This is a genomic window from Neorhizobium sp. JUb45 (genome assembly GCF_004343585.1).
Taxonomy (GTDB): domain Bacteria; phylum Pseudomonadota; class Alphaproteobacteria; order Rhizobiales; family Rhizobiaceae; genus Neorhizobium.
The window spans coordinates 833,437-849,436 of the sequence record NZ_SLYW01000001.1 but is presented as its reverse complement, the minus strand read 5'-3'; the positions used below and the strand labels follow the sequence as shown (position 1 = coordinate 849,436).

The following is a 16,000-nucleotide window of genomic DNA, read 5'->3' as shown; positions in this document are numbered from 1 at the left end:
GAAGGCGGACACGGGAACCGCATCCGCCAATCAATGTTTAGAACGGCAGCAGATTGCCGTTGATCGTCACCTTGCGGTTCTCATCGACACTGACTTCCCAGCGCGCACGACCGTCGGCATCCGTCTTGGCAAGGCCCTTGACCATGGTCATGCCGAGAAACACCTGCATGACCTGCGGATCGGCCTGGCCGAGCTGCTGAACGGCAGCCATGGTCTTGTCGAAGTCACGCGCCAGAATGACCGTATCGACCTTGACGCGATCCGGCGCCATCAGCGAACCGGTCACCTTGCCGCTGATTTCCAGATCATAGGACGGTGCCGTCACGATGGACTTGCCGATATTGACCGTGTAGGCGCCGCCCGGAAACACCGAGAGCCCCATGGCGGCCGATTCCGCATCGCTGAGCGGCTGCTCCTTCGAGTAGTCTGCATTCAGCATGACATCGATGGGTGCCTGCAGGTTCAGGTTCGGCACCGAGAACTGCAGATCGGTCACGGTCGGCACGAACGGCGTGTAGATCGGCGGCACCATGCCGTCAGCCAGCGTCAATTCCTTGGCGCCGAAACCGAAGCCGACTTCGGTCGCGGCAAGCGGGCCGGAAGCCTTCATCATATAGCTGACGGTCTCGGCAGAGACGTCGCCCTGCTCGGTGGAAACCGTGGTATTCTGAAGGTCGATCTTCTCGTCAAAACTGGTGAAGAACGGCAGCGCAGCGCGCACATGACCCTTCAATTCCTCGATTTCCGGCGCATCGAGCTTCTGCTTGTTGGCCTTGTCGGTGATGAATACGAGGAGGTCACGCAGCTTCTGTGCATTGACGCCGGCGGCACCGGCATCGATGTCGACGCTTTCGGCGGTGAACTCGAACGGCGCCTGCGGTGTCATGATCGTCTGCTTGAAATCGGCAATCGAGCCGCTGCCCCGGAAATCCATCGTCGATGCGGCAGCACCGGCTACAGACGACAGGGTGTATTCCATGCCGGAGAAGCTGGCATCGACCTTCTCAGCGCCGGCCGTGGTCGTAATGGTGCCAGCGCCGGAGCTGAAATCGCCCGAGCGGAAATAGCTGATCGCCGGATCGAACAGGCCGTCATAAGCAACCTTGGCGATCGTATAGCTGAAATCCGACTGCTTGCCTTCCGGATCCTTGCCAACGCTGGACATGGCAAAATCGTTCTCACCTTCGACCTGCCACAGGCCACCATCCGCCGGCGTGGCGAACAATGTCATCGGCGTGATCTGCTTGAGCGAGAACAGCGGGTTGTCGTAAACGCCGATCAGTTTCGGCAGATCGAAGAGGATCTGGTACTTGTCGCTCTGCGGAGTAACGGCAACGACACCCTTCTCAACCAGTTTTTCGGGCATCATTTTCGTCAGGCTGCCCTGAAGCTCCTTGGCTCCCTGCTCACTGACGTCGGCGGCCTGTACCGGCTGATGGAACATCGCGGCCGCGATTGCCACGGCGCTGGCCGTGGCGAGGTTGAGACGCATGGATCGACTCCTGTCGTTTTGAATTAATCGTGGGCAAATCTGCAAGCCGAAAGGCGAAAGTCAATGAGAGGGCTTCAAGATAACGTCGCGGCCGCTAAAACAACCACAGCTCATGCAGCGGCAGCACTCTCCGCAACCGTAGAAATACCCTCAGGCGCGACTGCCGGACCGTTGACGATGTCCTCTATGCCGGATCTCGGACCCGGCTTGCCGAAGAGATAACCCTGAACCTGCCCGCATCCTTCTTCCCGCAGGAAAGCGATATGGGCATCGGTTTCGACGCCCTCCGCCAAAACCGGGATATTGAGGCTGGAGGCAAGGATCAGCGTCGAGCGGACAATGGCAGCCGACTGCGCGCTGGTGGGCACGCCATCAACGAAAGCACGGTCGATCTTGATCTTGTCGAACGGAAAGGTCAGCAGCGTCGACAGCGAAGAATAACCGGTGCCGTAATCGTCCATGGCGATCTTCACGCCGATGTCCTTCAGCTGCCGGATGATCACCAGCGCACGCTGCTGGTCGGCAACGATACCTGTTTCGGTGATCTCCAGTTCCAGCCGTTCGGCGGGCAAGCCGCTCGACGCCAGAATGTCGCGAACCTTCATCGGGAACAACATGTCGGCCAGTTGCGGCGCGGCCACGTTGACGGCGATCCGCAAAGGATTTTTCCAGCTTGCCGCTTCCGTGCAGGCCTGCCGCAGCACCCATTCGCCAAGCTCGTTGATAAAGCCGTTGCGTTCGGCGATGGGGATGAACTCGACCGGAGAAATCATGCCTCTGGTATGATGGCGCCAGCGCAAAAGCACTTCGAAAGCGATCACATTGCCGCTGAGCGTATCGTTCTGCTTCTGATAATAAAGTTCGAACTCGCCGCGGCGCAGGCCGGAGCGCATATCCATGGCCAGAATGTTGCGCTCGCGCGCCGCCTGATCCATCGACGGATCGTAGAAGCAGACGGCGTTTTCGCCGGACTGCTTCGCCCGGTACATGGCGACATCCGCCTGCGCAAGAAGATCGTCGATATCGGCCGCATCATCCGGATGGATAGCAATGCCGACGCTCGAACCGACGATGAACGTGTTGCCGTTCCACTCCACCGGTTTGCCGATTTCGCCCATCAGCCGATTGGCCATCGCACTGGCATCGGTGCGCACATAATAATTGCGGGTGAGAGCGATGAACTCGTCACCACCGACGCGCGCCAGAAACTCGCCATCCCGCAATGATGCGGCCAGCCGCGCAGCAATCTCGCGCAGAACGGCGTCACCGGCCGCATGGCCATGCACATCGTTGACTTCCTTGAACCGGTTGAGGTCGAAGGAAAGAACGGCAATGCGCGCCGAGCTGTCATGGTTGCGACGCGGCAGGCTCTCGATTTCCTCGTTGAAGGCGGAGCGGTTCGGCAAACCTGTCAGCGCGTCATGACGCGAGAGATGACGATAACGCTCGACAGCGGCCTCGGTGGTGCGCGCATCGAGCAGGTAGGCGCAAGCGGCAAGAACCAGCAGCACCATCATCACGGAAAGAATGGTGAAACCGAGCAGAACCGGGGAAATGGCTTCTGCCGCGGAGCCGATGGCCGGGTCGAGCGTCACCGCCATTGCTGCCATGCCGGTGAAATGCGTGCTGGCAATCCCGAGAACCATGGCAAGCGGCCCGCCATACCGGCAGAACCGGCTGACAGGACGAACCACGCGGTTCATTGCCAATCCACCGAAAAACGCGGCAAGTACCAGTGAGGCGACGACGTAGGCCTGATCCCAGGCGATCACGCCACGGATCTCATAGGCAGCCATGCCGGTATAATGCATGGCAGCGATACCGAGCCCCATGACAGCGCCGCCAGCCTCAGCCAGCGCGGAGCGACCGGCATATGTGGCGATGGCAATGCCGCAAACTGTCGTCGCCACGGCAATGAACAGCGACAGCAGCGTCAGCTCACCGCCGTAACCAGCAGCCCCGCCGGCGTGATAACCGAGCATCGCCAGGAAATGCGTCGTCCAGATGGACGTGCCGCCGATAAAGCCGGACAGGAAAATCCAGATTGCCCGCTCGAGGCCCGCCGCACGACGGGCGCGCGAAAACAGCCGGATGGTCAGGAATGAACCGACCACGCAGATCATCACGGCGGCGCCCACGTAACGCCAGTCGTGTTCGACGGCGATACAATTCAATATATGCAGCATTTCATATTCCGGCTTGGAGTGTCTCTGCCGTTTTAGAAACAAATGATAATCGAAGCGTTGGCGAGCAAGGTTAAGGATTCGGCAATATCAACAGGGCAAGGTTGCAGCCTGTCTCGAAACGCCGCCGGAGCGCAAACTGCAGGCTGCAAACGCTTTCCTGACACCTTCCCTTGCCATTGCTGAGCCTTTGTATTATGGACCCCTCGTCCGCGTAGACACCCTTGGAGGCAATGCGGATGGGAGAGTATCGCGAGATATCCTCCGGTTTGCCCATCATAGCGTTTTTCGCTGCGGCAGACACTCCAAACAACCTCGAAAGGAAATGCCATGAGCCAGGACAATTACGAGCTCAAGGCCGAGGCGCGCGAACGGGTCGGTAAGGGGTCCTCCCGTGAACTTCGCCGCAATGGTCTCATTCCCGCTGTCATCTATGGTGACAAGCAGGCCCCCATCTCCATCACGTTGTCGACCAACGAAGTCACCAAGCGTATCCACGCCGGCGGTTTCATGACGACGATCGCTACCATCGTTCTCGATGGCAAGAAGATCAACGTGCTGCCGAAGGACTACCAGCTGGACCCGGTCCGCGACTTCACCATGCATGTCGACTTCCTGCGCGTGTCTGCAAAGACCGAAGTCAACGTTGAAGTACCGGTTCACTTCGAAAACGAAGACAAGTCGGCTATCAAGCAGGGCGGCGTACTTAACATCGTTCGCCACACCGTCGAGCTGCATTGCCCGGCCAACCAGATCCCGGAATTCATCACGGTTGATCTGACCGGCGCAAAGATCGGCGACAGCCTGCACATCTCGGCCGTCAAGCTGCCGAAGGGCGTTGTTCCGGTCATCACCGATCGCGACTTCACCATCGCAACGCTCGTCGCTCCGGCTGCCGGCGTTGAAGAAGAAACTGCTGAAGAAACACCTGCTTCGGAATAATACGTTTTCCGACAGTGCTTTGATCGAGGCCCGCCGTTTCCAACGGCGGGCCTCTTTCGTTTTAAGGCTTGTTTAAGCACGTGCGGGCGGCGTCATCTGCCGAGGCTTGAAAAATCAGGCTTATTCAGAAAGTGATAACGGATCGCATTATAATGGAGATCATGTGATCGAACTCTACTCTTCCTAACAACGGCAAAAAAACGATCAAAGGGAAAGAAGAGGCCAAAAATAACTTCAGCAAAGCTTAATCTGTCCGTGACAAAAATTCGGATTAACAAGGCGTCCAAAACGCCACCATAAGAGAACGCTGCGACCCTGAAAGTACGAATGATGACTCATTCTGTAGAAAGCCGTTTTGTCGCCATCATATCAGGCGCGCTGCTTGCTGTCGTCGCACCGTTGTTCACGCTCTTTCTCGCCCTGTCTTCGCAGCAGGCCGCCAAAAGCCTCAACGAACAGATTGAAATCCTTGTTGCCGCCAATGCTCAGGCGCTCAGCAAGCCGCTGTGGGAACTGGACATCGAAAGCGTCCGCCGTATCTCGGGCATGCTCGTGGCCGAACGCGGCGTACGTGTCGTGCGCATCACCGATACGCTCGGCAAGCTCGACGTCACCGATAGCAACCCGCAAAGCGATGGCGATGATGTGGAGCAGCTTTCCAGGCAGATCTTCTTCCAGTCGGCGGACGGGCCGCGCAACGTCGGCAGGCTGACGCTTCAATATGTCAGGATCGGCTGGTTCGCGGCGCTGAACCAGATGGAAATGGCGTTCATCTCGATTTTCGTCATCGCCATCCTCACCGTGTTCGGCGCCGCCATCATCGGCAATCGCATCATGATCATCAAGCCGCTGATGCGGCTGACCGCTGCGATCGAAGCCACGCGTCGGCTAGGCTCCCGCCACCATGTCGACTGGCGCTCCGGCGACGAGATGGGCCGGCTTGCCAAAAGCTTCAACGAAATGCAGATCCAGCTGGACAGGGAGGAGCGCGAACTGAAGCGCGCCCACCAGTTGATGAAGGAGACCTACAACCTCACGCCCGCCATGCTGTTTTCTCTCAATGCCGACGACATGATCTCGGCGGTGAGCGATTACTGGCTGCTGGCAACGGGCTACCGGCGCGAAGACATCCTGGGCCATCCGTTCAGGGACCTCGTCGCCCCCGCAGACCGTGACCGTTATGCTCGGCGCAAAGGCGGCGGCGTCGCCGCCGGCTCGGCGAGCGATGTGACGATCGGATTTGTCTGTGCCGACGGACGCATCATGGACGCCCTGATCGCCGAAACACAGCTGGTATCCTCGGCTGCCGACCTGCCGGCCTCGCTGAGCGTCATGACCGACGTCACAGAACTGAAGCAGTCCGAGTTGCGCAATCACCACCAGGCGATTTCCGACTACCTGACGGGCCTCCTCAACAGGCAGGGTTTCGAGGCCGCTCTCGATGGCCGGATTGCCGAGGCGGACGCGACCGGCAGTGAGGTGGCGTGCCTGTTCATCGACCTCGACCGCTTCAAGGCGATCAACGACAATCTTGGCCATGCCGCAGGCGATTCTGTACTGCGGCAGTTCACCCAGCGTCTGCAGCCGCTGATCGGCAAGGGCGATTCCGTCTCCCGTCTCGGCGGCGATGAATTTGCTATTCTGGTTACGGGTGGTGCAGTACAGGAACGCGCCGCAGCGCTGTGTGACAAGGTTGTCGACATATTCGACCTGCCCTTTCAGGCAGAAGGCCAGCATGTGCGCCTCAGCGCCAGCATGGGCCTCGCCTTCTACCCCCTGCATGCCAACAGCGCCGCCGAGCTTTTGCAAAAATCCGACATAGCGATGTACGAGCGCAAGCGCGAGGGCAAGAACGGCGCCCAGGTCTTCGATCCAAGCATTCTCGACCGCACCCGAGAACGCGCCGAGATCGAAAGCGACATCGAGGCAGCATTGGCGGCCCACTGGTTCGAGGCGCATTTCCAGCAGATCGTCGAGATCGAGAGCGGAAAGATCATCGGCTTCGAAGCGCTTATGCGCATGCGCCATCCGCGCAAGGGACTTCTGCCACCTGCAGCCGTCATCGGCGTTGCCGAAGAAACCGGCTCGATCGGCCGCATCGGCGAGCAGATTTTCGAGGACGCGATCGCCAACCTCGCGCGCGTCTCGCGTCTGCCGGGTCTGGCGGACACCTATGTTGCCGTCAATTTTTCGCCGCTGCAGTTCGACCGGCACCTCGCCCCATATCTTGCCGGCACATTGAACCGCTACGACATCCGCCCATCCCGTCTTGTCGTCGAGATTACCGAAGCTGTGCTGATGCACGACAACCCGGAAATCCGCCAGATCCTTGACGGTATTCACCAATTGGGCTGCCGCATCGCCATCGACGATTTCGGAACCGGTTATTCGTCGCTCAGCTACATGAGCCGTTTCCCGGTAGATATCGTCAAGATCGACCAGTCCTTCATCCGTTCGCTTGGCGGCAATCGCAAGGAAGTCGCCGAAAAGAGCCGGATGCTGGTGGAAGGCATCAGCGCGATCTCGCACAAGATGAAATGCACCGTGATCGCCGAAGGCGTCGAGACGGAGGAACAGCGTACCTTCCTCAGGGAAATTGGTGTAGACTGCGCCCAAGGCTATCTCTACGCCAAGCCGCTTGGCATTGCCGACCTGATGACGGCGCTTTCGCAAAGCGACGACGAACTTGAAACGATGGCGGGTTGATGAAGACACTCCACAGTCGCACCGACAGGGAGAATAAATGAAGGCTCCGGCGCTGACACTCAGCCTGATCTTCGCTGCCGGACACGCTGCGGCAGACGAAACTCTGCTTTTCACCACGGAATCCTATCCGCCTTTCGTCATTGAGGACGCAGCAAGCCCTCCCAGAGGTATCTCGGTCGATCAGATCAGAGGCATCATGGCGGGCAGTGACCTCGATTACCGGATAGAGGTCATGCCGTGGGCGCGCGCCATAGCGCTGGCAGAAACCCAGCCCGCGACCTGCGTTTTTTCAGCGGCACAGACCCCCGAAAGAAAACCGCGCTTCAAATGGGTGATGCCGCTTGCCAAAAGCCGGAGCATTCTCGTCAAGCATCGCAACGCCGGCGTTGCTGCCCAGACGATCGATGAAGCCAAGGCCTTTACCGTGGGCACACACAGGTCCGATTACACGGAAACGGTGCTGCAAAAACTGAAATTTCCGAAAATCGACATCAGTTCGACATTCGACGTGACGCTTGCCAAGCTGCTGCGTGACCGCATCGATCTCATGCCGATGTCGCAGGACGTCTATGAACAACTGCACAAGCGCGGCGTCGAAATCGAAAAGGTCGCGCAACTGACCGAACAGAGCCTGGGCATCGCCTGCAATCGCAACGTCCCGTGGCAGACCATAAAGACATTGCAGACCAAACTCGACCGCATGATTGCCGACGGCACACAAGCCAGAATATATCGCGCCCACGGTCTTGAACCACCGCTACCCTGAAGTGATGAAAACACTCCAGCGAACGCAAGGCGGTTGACATCCGTGCCGTTTCGCGGTGGTGAAGGCCGGACAGATCACCACGAACGGTGCAGACATGCAGATCATCGCAGGGCTGGGCAATCCCGGCACGCAATATGCGGGTAACCGCCACAATATCGGTTTCATGGCGCTGGACGCCATTCAGCGACTGCCCGGCTTTGCGCCGTGGTCGAAAAAGTTCAAGGCGCTGATTTCCGAAGGCGAACTTGGCGGCGAAAAGGTGCTGCTGATGAAACCGCAGACCTTCATGAACCTGTCGGGTGAAGCCGTCGGCGAGGCCATGCGGTTCTACAAGCTCGGCCCCGGTGACATCGTCGCCATCTACGATGAACTCGACCTCGCGCCCGGCCGCGCCCGCATCAAGACCGGCGGCGGCCATGGTGGTCATAACGGGGTCAAGTCACTCGACGCCCATTGCGGCAACGAATATCGCCGCCTGCGGCTCGGCATCGGCCATCCCGGCAACAAGGAACAGGTGCACAACCACGTGCTCGGCGATTTCGCCAAGTCCGACAAGGTCTGGCTGGAACCGCTGCTCGACACACTGGCCGACGATGCCGGCATGCTGGTGAAGCGCGAGGATTCGCAACTGATGAACAAGCTGGCGCTGGCCGTCGGCGCCAAGCCCGAGGCGGAAAAGGCCGAAAAGCCCAAGTCGGAAAAGCTGGCCTCCCCAAAACCGGCCGGCAAATCCCACATTCATCAGGCACGCGGCGGCGGAAAACCCAACCTGCCGACATCAGGACCGATGGCAGAGATGTTGAAAAAGATGTTCGGCAGCAAGGGCGAGTGACATCGATGGCGGAGGAGCTGGTAATCCGCGCTGCTGGCAGCGATGATTTGACCGCCTTGCTCGCTCTCTATCGGCATCTTGGTCACGATGATCCGGTCGTCAGTTCTAAAATTGCTGAGGAGCGATTTTCAACGATCCTTGCTCAACCGGGCATGACTGTGCTTATCGGATTTCAAGGCGACAAGGCCGTGGCAACCATCACGCTTGTCGTTGTGCCAAACCTGACCCGCAACGCCTGCCCATATGCCCTTATCGAAAACGTTGTCACCCATGCCGCGCACCGTCAGCAAGGGCATGGATCGCAGCTGATCCGACACGCGATCGAGATGGCATGGCAGGCCGATTGCTACAAGGTCATGTTATTAACGGGTTCAACAAATCCATCGACGCTGCGCTTCTATGAGGATTGCGGTTTTGAACGTAGCAAGACGGGCTTTCAGATCCGCCGCAGCTGAACAAAAACAGATGATCAATCACAATTCTGGAACAAACGCCCTCTTGAGTGACTTCTGGTCACGAAGGAGTTTGCGATGTTTCATCATTCCACAGCCCTGCCACTGCCCGGTATGCTGCATGACAGGCTGGATCGCGCCGCCACCGACCTGATCGGCAATAGCGGCCTGAAAATCGATTTTTCCGCACCCAGGGGCGAGCCGGCACTGGTACCGGCCGATTCCGTTTCGTGGATCGTCTTCAAGAACCAGATCTCGATGTTCATCGGTGGCATCGCCGCCGTTCTTCTGGAATTCGCCGAACCGAAAGTGCGGGACGGCGTCTGGCAACATAGCAGCTTTCGCGACGACGCATTGACGCGCCTGCAACGCACCGGCCTTGCCGCCATGGTGACGGTCTATGGCGCCCGCAGCCAGGCCGAGGCCATGATCTCCGGTGTCGTGCGCCGCCACGGTCGGGTCGAGGGCCATACAAGCAGTGGTGAATCTTACAACGCCAATGATCAGGACCTGCTCGACTGGGTGCAGGCCACGGCCGGTTTCGGCTTCATGGAAGCCTATCATCACTTCGTGCGGCCGTTGTCCGACGAGGAACGCGACGCCCTTTTTCGCGAAGCAGGGCTTGCCGCCCGGCTTTATGGCGCCTTGGGCGCGCCCAAATCACAGACCGAACTGAACGCTCTTTTCGCCGCCAAACGCGACCGGTTGGAGCCGTCACCGATCGTTGGAGAATTTCTCGCGATCATGCGTGATGTTCCGGCACTCCCGGCCCCGACGCGGCCACTGCAGGGCATGCTGCTCAAGGCTGCGGTCGAAACCCTGCCCCACTGGATAAGACACCGGCTGGAGCTTGGTCCGGAATGGTCGCTCAACCGACTGGAACGCGCGACCGTGCGACTGGCGGCCCGCAGCGCAGACCGCTTGCTGCTGCGCTCCTCGCCACCCGTCCAGGCCTGCCGCCGCCTCGACCTGCCGGACGATTATCTCTACCGGCCGATGAAACGCTGAGGCTGCGTATCATTCCTCGGGTTCGGTGGTGAACATCAACGGAAAACCCGCTTCCTTGGCGAGATCGACGGCTTCGGTCGCCTTCGTCTCGGCAATATCCTTCGCCGCCACCATGACGACGCAACTGCCCATCTTGTGCGCAGTCATCATCACCCGATATCCCGCCTCCTCGCTCATCCGGAAAACCGCCTTGAGCACGAGGGTGACGAAATCGCGTGGCGTATAATCGTCGTTTAGCAACAGCACCTTGTGGAGCTTCGGGCGCTCCGTCTTGGGTTTGGTTTTCGATGTCGGCTTGAGCGTGGTGTCGTCGGCCATCGGCATCTCCTGATGATGACGTTGCCTGATAGGCATGAATTCCAGCGCATAAGCGCGGTTCAATATTTCAGCAATATGACGTTGTTATTTGCTACCCAGCAGCAGGCATTCCCGCCCCTGCCCGCGAATGATCATTGCGGCCCGGCGATCGAAAGTCGCGAAAACCCTGCCACCAAGCCGTCGTCCTTCAAATTCGACAATGCCATCGGCAAAATCGCCGCCCGCATCGAGAAATGACAAACCTGCCGTCACGGCATCCAGCTGCACAATAACACGATCATTGGAAATCAGCGTCCTTATTGCACCGGCAATCTCAACACCTGAAAGGCGATAGATCTGCCGGAGTACCCAGACAAACTCGCAGAAAGCTGGGACGGGCACGTAAATGTGCTGCGCTTTCGCCATGGCATCCTGTGCTTGCGCGGCCTGGATCGCGTCGTCTCCGGCCCAAACACGGACCAGCACATTGGTATCAGCGATCATCGTCGAACCGTACTTTACCGGCCCAACCGCTCTCAATTGCTTCATTGATTTCATCAAGCGAAGGAGCCGGCTGCCGTCTGTTTTTCAGGCCTCCGAAAAACGCCTCCAGTCCACCTTCGGCCTTTTCTCCGGTCGGCGCGGCCTTATCTCGCATGCGTGAAAGAGACAGTCCGCCATCGGCCTGCGGAAGAGCAACCAGCCGGTCGCCCGGCGCAATGTCCAGCGTCTCCAGAAGCTTTCTGTCGAGGATCACTTCGCCCTCGCTGGTGACAGTCAATATGGTCATGACCAACACTCCGTGAGCATTAAAAGTAAGTGATATCGGGCCGGCCCGCAAGGGACGAGGTCCGCCCGCCCCCTTGACCCTCACGGCGCTTTCCCCCATAGCCTGCCCCACGTTTGTTCAAAGATACGGGTTCCCGACCATGGGCTTTAAATGCGGTATCGTGGGCCTGCCGAATGTCGGCAAGTCCACCCTCTTCAACGCACTCACCAAGACGGCTGCCGCGCAGGCCGCCAACTATCCCTTCTGCACGATCGAGCCTAACACCGGCGAAGTCGCCGTGCCCGATGCACGCATGCAGCAGTTGGCAGCGATTGCCGGCTCCAAGGAAATCATCCCGACGCGCATCTCCTTCGTCGATATCGCCGGCCTCGTGCGCGGCGCATCCAAGGGTGAAGGCCTCGGCAACAAGTTTCTGGCCAACATCCGCGAAGTCGATGCTGTCGTGCATGTTCTGCGCTGTTTCGAAGACGACGACATCACCCATGTCGAAGGCAAGATCAATCCGGTCGGCGATGCCGACACGATCGAGACCGAGCTGATGCTCGCCGACCTCGAAAGCCTGGAGCGCCGCGTCGAACAGACCCGCAAGCGCGCCAAGACCAATGACAAGGAATCGGTCGCCCAGCTGCCGGTTATGGAAGCGGTCATCAAGCTTCTCAACGAAGGCAAACCGGCCCGCATCCTCCTGAAGACGCTGGCGGCTGATGATATCGAGATCCTCAAGGGCCTCAACCTCTTGACCTCGCATCCGGTTCTCTACGTCTGCAACGTCGCCGAAGGCGATGCGGTCGACGGCAACGAGCACACCAAGGCCGTGGCCGAAATGGCCAAGGCACAGGGTGCGGAATGCGTCATCATCTCGGCGGCGATCGAATCCGAAGTGGCGCAGCTGCCGGAAGAAGAAGCCAAGGAATTCCTCTCGGCGCTTGGCCTTGAAGAAGCTGGCCTCGACCGCCTGATCCGCGCTGGTTACAACCTGCTCCACCTGATCACCTATTTCACGGTCGGCCCCAAGGAAACCCGCGCCTGGACGATCGTCCGTGGCACCAAGGCACCGGCTGCCGCCGGCGTCATCCACACCGATTTCGAACGCGGCTTCATCCGCGCCTTCACCATCGGTTTTGACGATTACATCGCCTACAAGGGCGAAGTTGGCGCCAAGGAAGCCGGCAAGGGCCGCGACGAAGGCAAGGAATATGTCGTCAACGACGGCGACGTGATCCACTTCCGCTTCAACACGTAAGATAGAAGCACCGGCCATGGGCGTGATCGAGTTCCATTTCGAGGATTTTGAACCGGGACGCATTTTTGCCCTGGCCCATGCCGAAATCACCGCGGAGGCGATCATCGCCTTCGCGTCCGAATTTGATCCGCAGCCCATGCACCTCAGCGAAGAGGCCGGCCGTGCCAGCATTCTGGGCGGCCTTTCGGCCTCAGGCTGGCACACGGCAAGCCTGTTCATGCGCATGATGTATGACGGCTGGTTGTCGCGCTCTTCCTCGCAAGGCTCTCCCGGCATAGATTTCATGGAATGGCGCAAACCGGTCTTGGCCGGTGATACCCTGTCCGGCCGCTCCACCGTCATCGAAGCACGCCCGCTGCGCTCCAAGCCCGGCATCGGCCTTGTCAAATTCCTGCACGAGGTGGAAAACCAGCGCGGCGAAACCGTCATGCGTGGCGAAAACCCGATCATGATGCGCCTGCGCGCCCATACCGAAATCTCGCCCGAGGTTTCCGAATGAGGCTGATAGAGCTTTCTCCACCGGGCGAAAAGGTCGTGACCGGCACGATGCTGTTCACGACGGACGACATCATCCGCTTCGCAAAACAGTTCGATCCGCAGCCCTTCCATGTCGATGTGGAAGTTGCCAGGCACTACGTCTTCGGCGCGCTTTGCGCCTCCGGCTGGCACACCTGCGCCGGCTGGATGAAGACATTTCTGGCCTATTGGGCGCAGGAAAGCGGGCGCCTGATCGCCGAGGGCCAGCAGCCGCCAAAACTCGGACCCTCACCCGGTTTCCAGAAGCTGCAATGGCTGCGCCCGGTCTATGCCGGCGACAGCATCACCTATTCGGTGACGATGGTGGACAGCCGCCCGCTCGCCACCCGTCCGGGCACCTTCATCAACCGCACGCTCAATGAGGGCGTCAATCAGGACGGTCAGCTGGTGATGCGTTACGAAGGCAGCGTGCTGGAATTCGAATAGGCAAAAGCGTTTCAGCGCGACGCTGCCACGGCAACACCCGCCCCGATCATCATTGTGCCCGACGCCCGGTTGACCCGTCGCATCACCACCGGACTGCGCAGCATTTTTCGCGCGCGGCTGGCAGCCAGCACATGGGCACCGATGACGACCACTTCCACAAGCAGGATGGTCAACGCCAGCATGCCGCCCTGCTCAAACGTCAATTGCGGCCCGACCACATGCGGCAGCAGCGCCACGTAGAACAGTGGCATCTTGGGATTTCCGAAATTGAGCGCGATGCCGGTGACGAAGGTTTTCATCAGGTCGCGCCGGTCGGCAGCCGGCAACACGTCCGGCAGAACCGGATCGGCGCTCCACATGCGAAACCCCATCCAGATCAGGTACACCGCGCCGGCATAACGCAGCACCGTCATCACGCCACCCATTTCGGCAGCAAGCACGGAGAGGCCGAGAACGGCCAGAGAAAGACAGACAAGAATGCCCGCCACCATGCCGCTCGCATAAGCGATGCCGAATGCTGCGCCATGCGACAGCGTCCGCGCGATGATGGTCATGTTATCCGGGCCGGGACTTGCGGCGAATACGAAAAAAGCAACGGCAAAAGCCAGAAGCGTCGCCACGTCCATGCAAAATCCCCCATGATGGTGTCCCGGCCCCGTCGGCTCAGGCATGGAGGATAACGCGGGCAAAAACCCGCGCAATCATGGAAAACGAGGGGTCAATGCCCGGAAAATTCCGCCAGTACTCGCACTTCGACGCCCAGCGCCTCGAGCTTCTTGCGGCCTCCGAGCTCCGGCAGATCGATGACGAAACAGGCGGAGACGACTTCCGCGCCGATCTGGCGCAGCAACTGCACTGCACCCACGGCCGTACCGCCTGTCGCAATGAGGTCGTCACAGAGGATCACCTTTTCGCCGGGCTTCACCGCATCGACGTGGATTTCCATTTCGTCGGTGCCGTATTCCAGCGCATAGGCCATGCTCACCGTTCGGTAAGGCAGCTTGCCCTTCTTGCGGATCGGCACGAAGCCGGCGGACAGTTGGTGGGCCATGGCGCCGCCCAGAATGAAACCACGCGCTTCCATGCCGGCGATCTTGTCGACGCCAAGCCCTTCATAGGGTTTCACCAGTTCATCGACCGCCAACCGGAAAGCTGTCGCATCACCGAGCAGCGTGGTGATATCGCGAAAGATGATGCCCGGCTTCGGATAATCCGGGATCGAGCGGATGGCGGCGGAAAGGATGTCTTTGGTGGAGGCAGTCATGGGACCCTAGTCTCTTGTTCTTGAGGCGGCACCTTGGCCCGCAATGACCGCCCTGTAAAGTTCCGCGTTGCCGCGCATACCGCGTTCAAACCACCGTCCCCAGAACAACAGGACGGCGCACATGAAAAAGGCGGCCGCAGCCGCCTTTCACAAACACTCGGAGCTCGTGTCAGTGCTCCTTGCTGGCATAGACCGACTTTTTGGTCAGGTAGATCAGGATCGTGAAGATCGCCAGGAACACCATGACCATGAAGCCGGTGCGCTTGCGTTCTTCCAGATGCGGTTCTGCTGCCCACATCAGGAATGCGGAGACGTCCTGCGAATACTGATCGAGCGTCTGCGGCGTACCGTCCTCATAGGTGACCTGATCGGCCGAGAGCGGCGGCGCCATGGCAAGGGCTGCGGCATTGGCGAAATACGGGTTGTAATGCGTGCCCTCGGCGATCTCGGTGCCTTCCGGCGGCTCCTGATATCCGGTCAGCAGCGCATGGATATAATCCGGGCCACCCTCCTGATACTGGGTGAACATGTCGATGATGAACTGCGGGAAACCGCGGGTGATGCCGCGGGCCTTGGCGATCAGCGAAAAGTCCGGCGGTGCCGCGCCATTGTTGGCGGCAGCGGCCGCCTGTTCGTTCGGGAACGGCGACGGAAAGTAGTCCGAAGGCACGGCCTTGCGGGTAAACATCTCGCCATCTTCGTTCGGGCCGTCCTGCACTTCGTGCGTGGCCGCAAAAGCCTTCACCTGGGCTTCCGAATAACCGAGTTCTTCCAGCGTGCGGAAGGACACGAGCTTCATTGAATGGCAGGCGGAACAGACTTCGTTGTAGATCTTAAGGCCGCGCTGCAACTGCCCCTTGTCGTAATGACCGAACGGGCCGGCAAAACTCCAGTCGACCGCATGTGGATGTTTGATCGGATAATGCGGCGTGGCGCCGGCATGCTCCTCGGCGGCAGCGCCGCCAGCAGCTTTCTCGTGGTTTTCCTGTGCCGAGGCCGGGAGGATGGAGATCCCCACCAGAAGACCGAGCGACAGGAAGCTTATACCAAGCTTTTTCATGA

Annotated in this window: 17 protein-coding genes; 9 read left to right on the top strand and 8 right to left on the bottom strand. The window is 59.5% G+C overall.

Annotated features, from left to right (window positions below; translation table 11 throughout):
- Positions 1–37 precede the first annotated feature (37 nt).
- Both EDF70_RS04100 and EDF70_RS04095 read right to left on the bottom strand, forming a co-directional pair.
- Positions 38–1,492 carry a hypothetical protein gene (locus tag EDF70_RS04100; protein WP_132272039.1) on the bottom strand — a complete coding sequence of 485 codons (1,455 nt, stop codon included), beginning with the start codon at positions 1,490–1,492 and terminating at the stop codon, positions 38–40.
- Positions 1,493–1,602: 110 nt separating this feature from the next.
- Positions 1,603–3,678, bottom strand: a complete 2,076-nt coding sequence (locus EDF70_RS04095; protein ID WP_132272038.1) for a bifunctional diguanylate cyclase/phosphodiesterase — start codon at positions 3,676–3,678, stop codon at positions 1,603–1,605.
- Between the two features lie 327 nt (positions 3,679–4,005).
- On the opposite strand from EDF70_RS04095, the gene EDF70_RS04090 reads away from it, so the two are divergent.
- The 6 genes from EDF70_RS04090 to EDF70_RS04065 all read left to right on the top strand — a co-directional run bounded on the left by EDF70_RS04090 (position 4,006) and on the right by EDF70_RS04065 (position 10,381).
- Complete coding sequence (locus EDF70_RS04090; protein ID WP_132272037.1) at positions 4,006–4,617, top strand: 50S ribosomal protein L25/general stress protein Ctc; 612 nt, start codon at positions 4,006–4,008, stop codon at positions 4,615–4,617.
- Between the two features lie 330 nt (positions 4,618–4,947).
- Positions 4,948–7,323 carry an EAL domain-containing protein gene (locus EDF70_RS04085; protein ID WP_132272560.1) on the top strand — a complete coding sequence of 792 codons (2,376 nt, stop codon included), beginning with the start codon at positions 4,948–4,950 and terminating at the stop codon, positions 7,321–7,323.
- A 37-nt stretch (positions 7,324–7,360) separates the two neighbouring features.
- Entirely contained in the window at positions 7,361–8,089 is a 729-nt protein-coding gene (locus tag EDF70_RS04080; RefSeq protein WP_132272036.1) for a transporter substrate-binding domain-containing protein, read from the top strand.
- Between the two features lie 94 nt (positions 8,090–8,183).
- Complete coding sequence (gene pth / locus EDF70_RS04075; protein WP_132272035.1) at positions 8,184–8,921, top strand: aminoacyl-tRNA hydrolase; 738 nt, start codon at positions 8,184–8,186, stop codon at positions 8,919–8,921.
- A 5-nt stretch (positions 8,922–8,926) separates the two neighbouring features.
- A complete protein-coding gene (locus tag EDF70_RS04070) occupies positions 8,927–9,376 on the top strand; it encodes a GNAT family N-acetyltransferase (RefSeq protein WP_132272034.1) in 450 nt (149 codons plus the stop codon).
- A gap of 75 nt (positions 9,377–9,451) precedes the next feature.
- Complete coding sequence (locus EDF70_RS04065) at positions 9,452–10,381, top strand: oxygenase MpaB family protein (protein ID WP_132272033.1); 930 nt, start codon at positions 9,452–9,454, stop codon at positions 10,379–10,381.
- Positions 10,382–10,390: 9 nt separating this feature from the next.
- Here the strand turns inward: EDF70_RS04065 and clpS are convergent, their stop codons facing one another.
- The 3 genes from clpS to EDF70_RS04050 all read right to left on the bottom strand — a co-directional run bounded on the left by clpS (position 10,391) and on the right by EDF70_RS04050 (position 11,468).
- Positions 10,391–10,699, bottom strand: a complete 309-nt coding sequence (clpS, locus tag EDF70_RS04060) for an ATP-dependent Clp protease adapter ClpS (RefSeq protein WP_132272032.1) — start codon at positions 10,697–10,699, stop codon at positions 10,391–10,393.
- 84 nt (positions 10,700–10,783) lie between these two features.
- Positions 10,784–11,182 carry a PIN domain-containing protein gene (locus EDF70_RS04055; RefSeq protein ID WP_132272031.1) on the bottom strand — a complete coding sequence of 133 codons (399 nt, stop codon included), beginning with the start codon at positions 11,180–11,182 and terminating at the stop codon, positions 10,784–10,786.
- On the bottom strand, positions 11,172–11,468 hold the full coding sequence (locus EDF70_RS04050; protein WP_132272030.1) for an AbrB/MazE/SpoVT family DNA-binding domain-containing protein: 297 nt from the start codon (positions 11,466–11,468) through the stop codon (positions 11,172–11,174). The genes EDF70_RS04055 and EDF70_RS04050 overlap by 11 nt, the downstream gene beginning before the upstream one ends.
- A 139-nt stretch (positions 11,469–11,607) precedes the next feature.
- Between EDF70_RS04050 and ychF the strand changes: the two genes are divergently transcribed.
- The 3 genes from ychF to EDF70_RS04035 are packed head-to-tail and all read left to right on the top strand — an operon-like array spanning position 11,608 to position 13,674.
- Positions 11,608–12,711: a redox-regulated ATPase YchF gene (gene ychF / locus EDF70_RS04045; RefSeq protein WP_132272029.1), complete on the top strand. Its 1,104-nt coding sequence runs from the start codon at positions 11,608–11,610 to the stop codon at positions 12,709–12,711.
- A gap of 16 nt (positions 12,712–12,727) precedes the next feature.
- Positions 12,728–13,210, top strand: a complete 483-nt coding sequence (locus EDF70_RS04040) for a MaoC family dehydratase (protein WP_132272028.1) — start codon at positions 12,728–12,730, stop codon at positions 13,208–13,210.
- Entirely contained in the window at positions 13,207–13,674 is a 468-nt protein-coding gene (locus EDF70_RS04035; protein ID WP_132272027.1) for a MaoC family dehydratase, read from the top strand. Before EDF70_RS04040 ends, EDF70_RS04035 begins: the two co-directional genes overlap by 4 nt.
- Positions 13,675–13,685: 11 nt before the next feature.
- On the opposite strand, the gene EDF70_RS04030 is transcribed toward EDF70_RS04035, so the two are convergent.
- The 3 genes from EDF70_RS04030 to EDF70_RS04020 all read right to left on the bottom strand — a co-directional run bounded on the left by EDF70_RS04030 (position 13,686) and on the right by EDF70_RS04020 (position 15,998).
- Entirely contained in the window at positions 13,686–14,300 is a 615-nt protein-coding gene (locus EDF70_RS04030; RefSeq protein WP_132272026.1) for a LysE family translocator, read from the bottom strand.
- Positions 14,301–14,392: 92 nt separating this feature from the next.
- On the bottom strand, positions 14,393–14,938 hold the full coding sequence (locus EDF70_RS04025) for an adenine phosphoribosyltransferase (RefSeq protein ID WP_132272025.1): 546 nt from the start codon (positions 14,936–14,938) through the stop codon (positions 14,393–14,395).
- 169 nt (positions 14,939–15,107) lie between these two features.
- Entirely contained in the window at positions 15,108–15,998 is an 891-nt protein-coding gene (locus EDF70_RS04020) for a cytochrome c1 (protein ID WP_132272024.1), read from the bottom strand.
- Between the last annotated feature and the right edge of the window lie 2 nt (positions 15,999–16,000).

Bases quoted from the DNA above. Each gene is read 5' to 3' on its own strand.
- EDF70_RS04100 (WP_132272039.1), bottom strand. From the start codon at position 1,492: ATGCGTCTCAACCTCGCCACGGCCAGCGCCGTGGCAATCGCGGCCGCG.
- EDF70_RS04095 (WP_132272038.1), bottom strand. From the start codon at position 3,678: ATGCTGCATATATTGAATTGTATCGCCGTCGAACACGACTGGCGTTAC.
- EDF70_RS04090 (WP_132272037.1), top strand. From the start codon at position 4,006: ATGAGCCAGGACAATTACGAGCTCAAGGCCGAGGCGCGCGAACGGGTC.
- EDF70_RS04085 (WP_132272560.1), top strand. From the start codon at position 4,948: ATGACTCATTCTGTAGAAAGCCGTTTTGTCGCCATCATATCAGGCGCG.
- EDF70_RS04080 (WP_132272036.1), top strand. From the start codon at position 7,361: ATGAAGGCTCCGGCGCTGACACTCAGCCTGATCTTCGCTGCCGGACAC.
- pth (WP_132272035.1), top strand. From the start codon at position 8,184: ATGCAGATCATCGCAGGGCTGGGCAATCCCGGCACGCAATATGCGGGT.
- EDF70_RS04070 (WP_132272034.1), top strand. From the start codon at position 8,927: ATGGCGGAGGAGCTGGTAATCCGCGCTGCTGGCAGCGATGATTTGACC.
- EDF70_RS04065 (WP_132272033.1), top strand. From the start codon at position 9,452: ATGTTTCATCATTCCACAGCCCTGCCACTGCCCGGTATGCTGCATGAC.
- clpS (WP_132272032.1), bottom strand. From the start codon at position 10,699: ATGGCCGACGACACCACGCTCAAGCCGACATCGAAAACCAAACCCAAG.
- EDF70_RS04055 (WP_132272031.1), bottom strand. From the start codon at position 11,182: ATGATCGCTGATACCAATGTGCTGGTCCGTGTTTGGGCCGGAGACGAC.
- EDF70_RS04050 (WP_132272030.1), bottom strand. From the start codon at position 11,468: ATGACCATATTGACTGTCACCAGCGAGGGCGAAGTGATCCTCGACAGA.
- ychF (WP_132272029.1), top strand. From the start codon at position 11,608: ATGGGCTTTAAATGCGGTATCGTGGGCCTGCCGAATGTCGGCAAGTCC.
- EDF70_RS04040 (WP_132272028.1), top strand. From the start codon at position 12,728: ATGGGCGTGATCGAGTTCCATTTCGAGGATTTTGAACCGGGACGCATT.
- EDF70_RS04035 (WP_132272027.1), top strand. From the start codon at position 13,207: ATGAGGCTGATAGAGCTTTCTCCACCGGGCGAAAAGGTCGTGACCGGC.
- EDF70_RS04030 (WP_132272026.1), bottom strand. From the start codon at position 14,300: ATGGACGTGGCGACGCTTCTGGCTTTTGCCGTTGCTTTTTTCGTATTC.
- EDF70_RS04025 (WP_132272025.1), bottom strand. From the start codon at position 14,938: ATGACTGCCTCCACCAAAGACATCCTTTCCGCCGCCATCCGCTCGATC.
- EDF70_RS04020 (WP_132272024.1), bottom strand. From the start codon at position 15,998: ATGAAAAAGCTTGGTATAAGCTTCCTGTCGCTCGGTCTTCTGGTGGGG.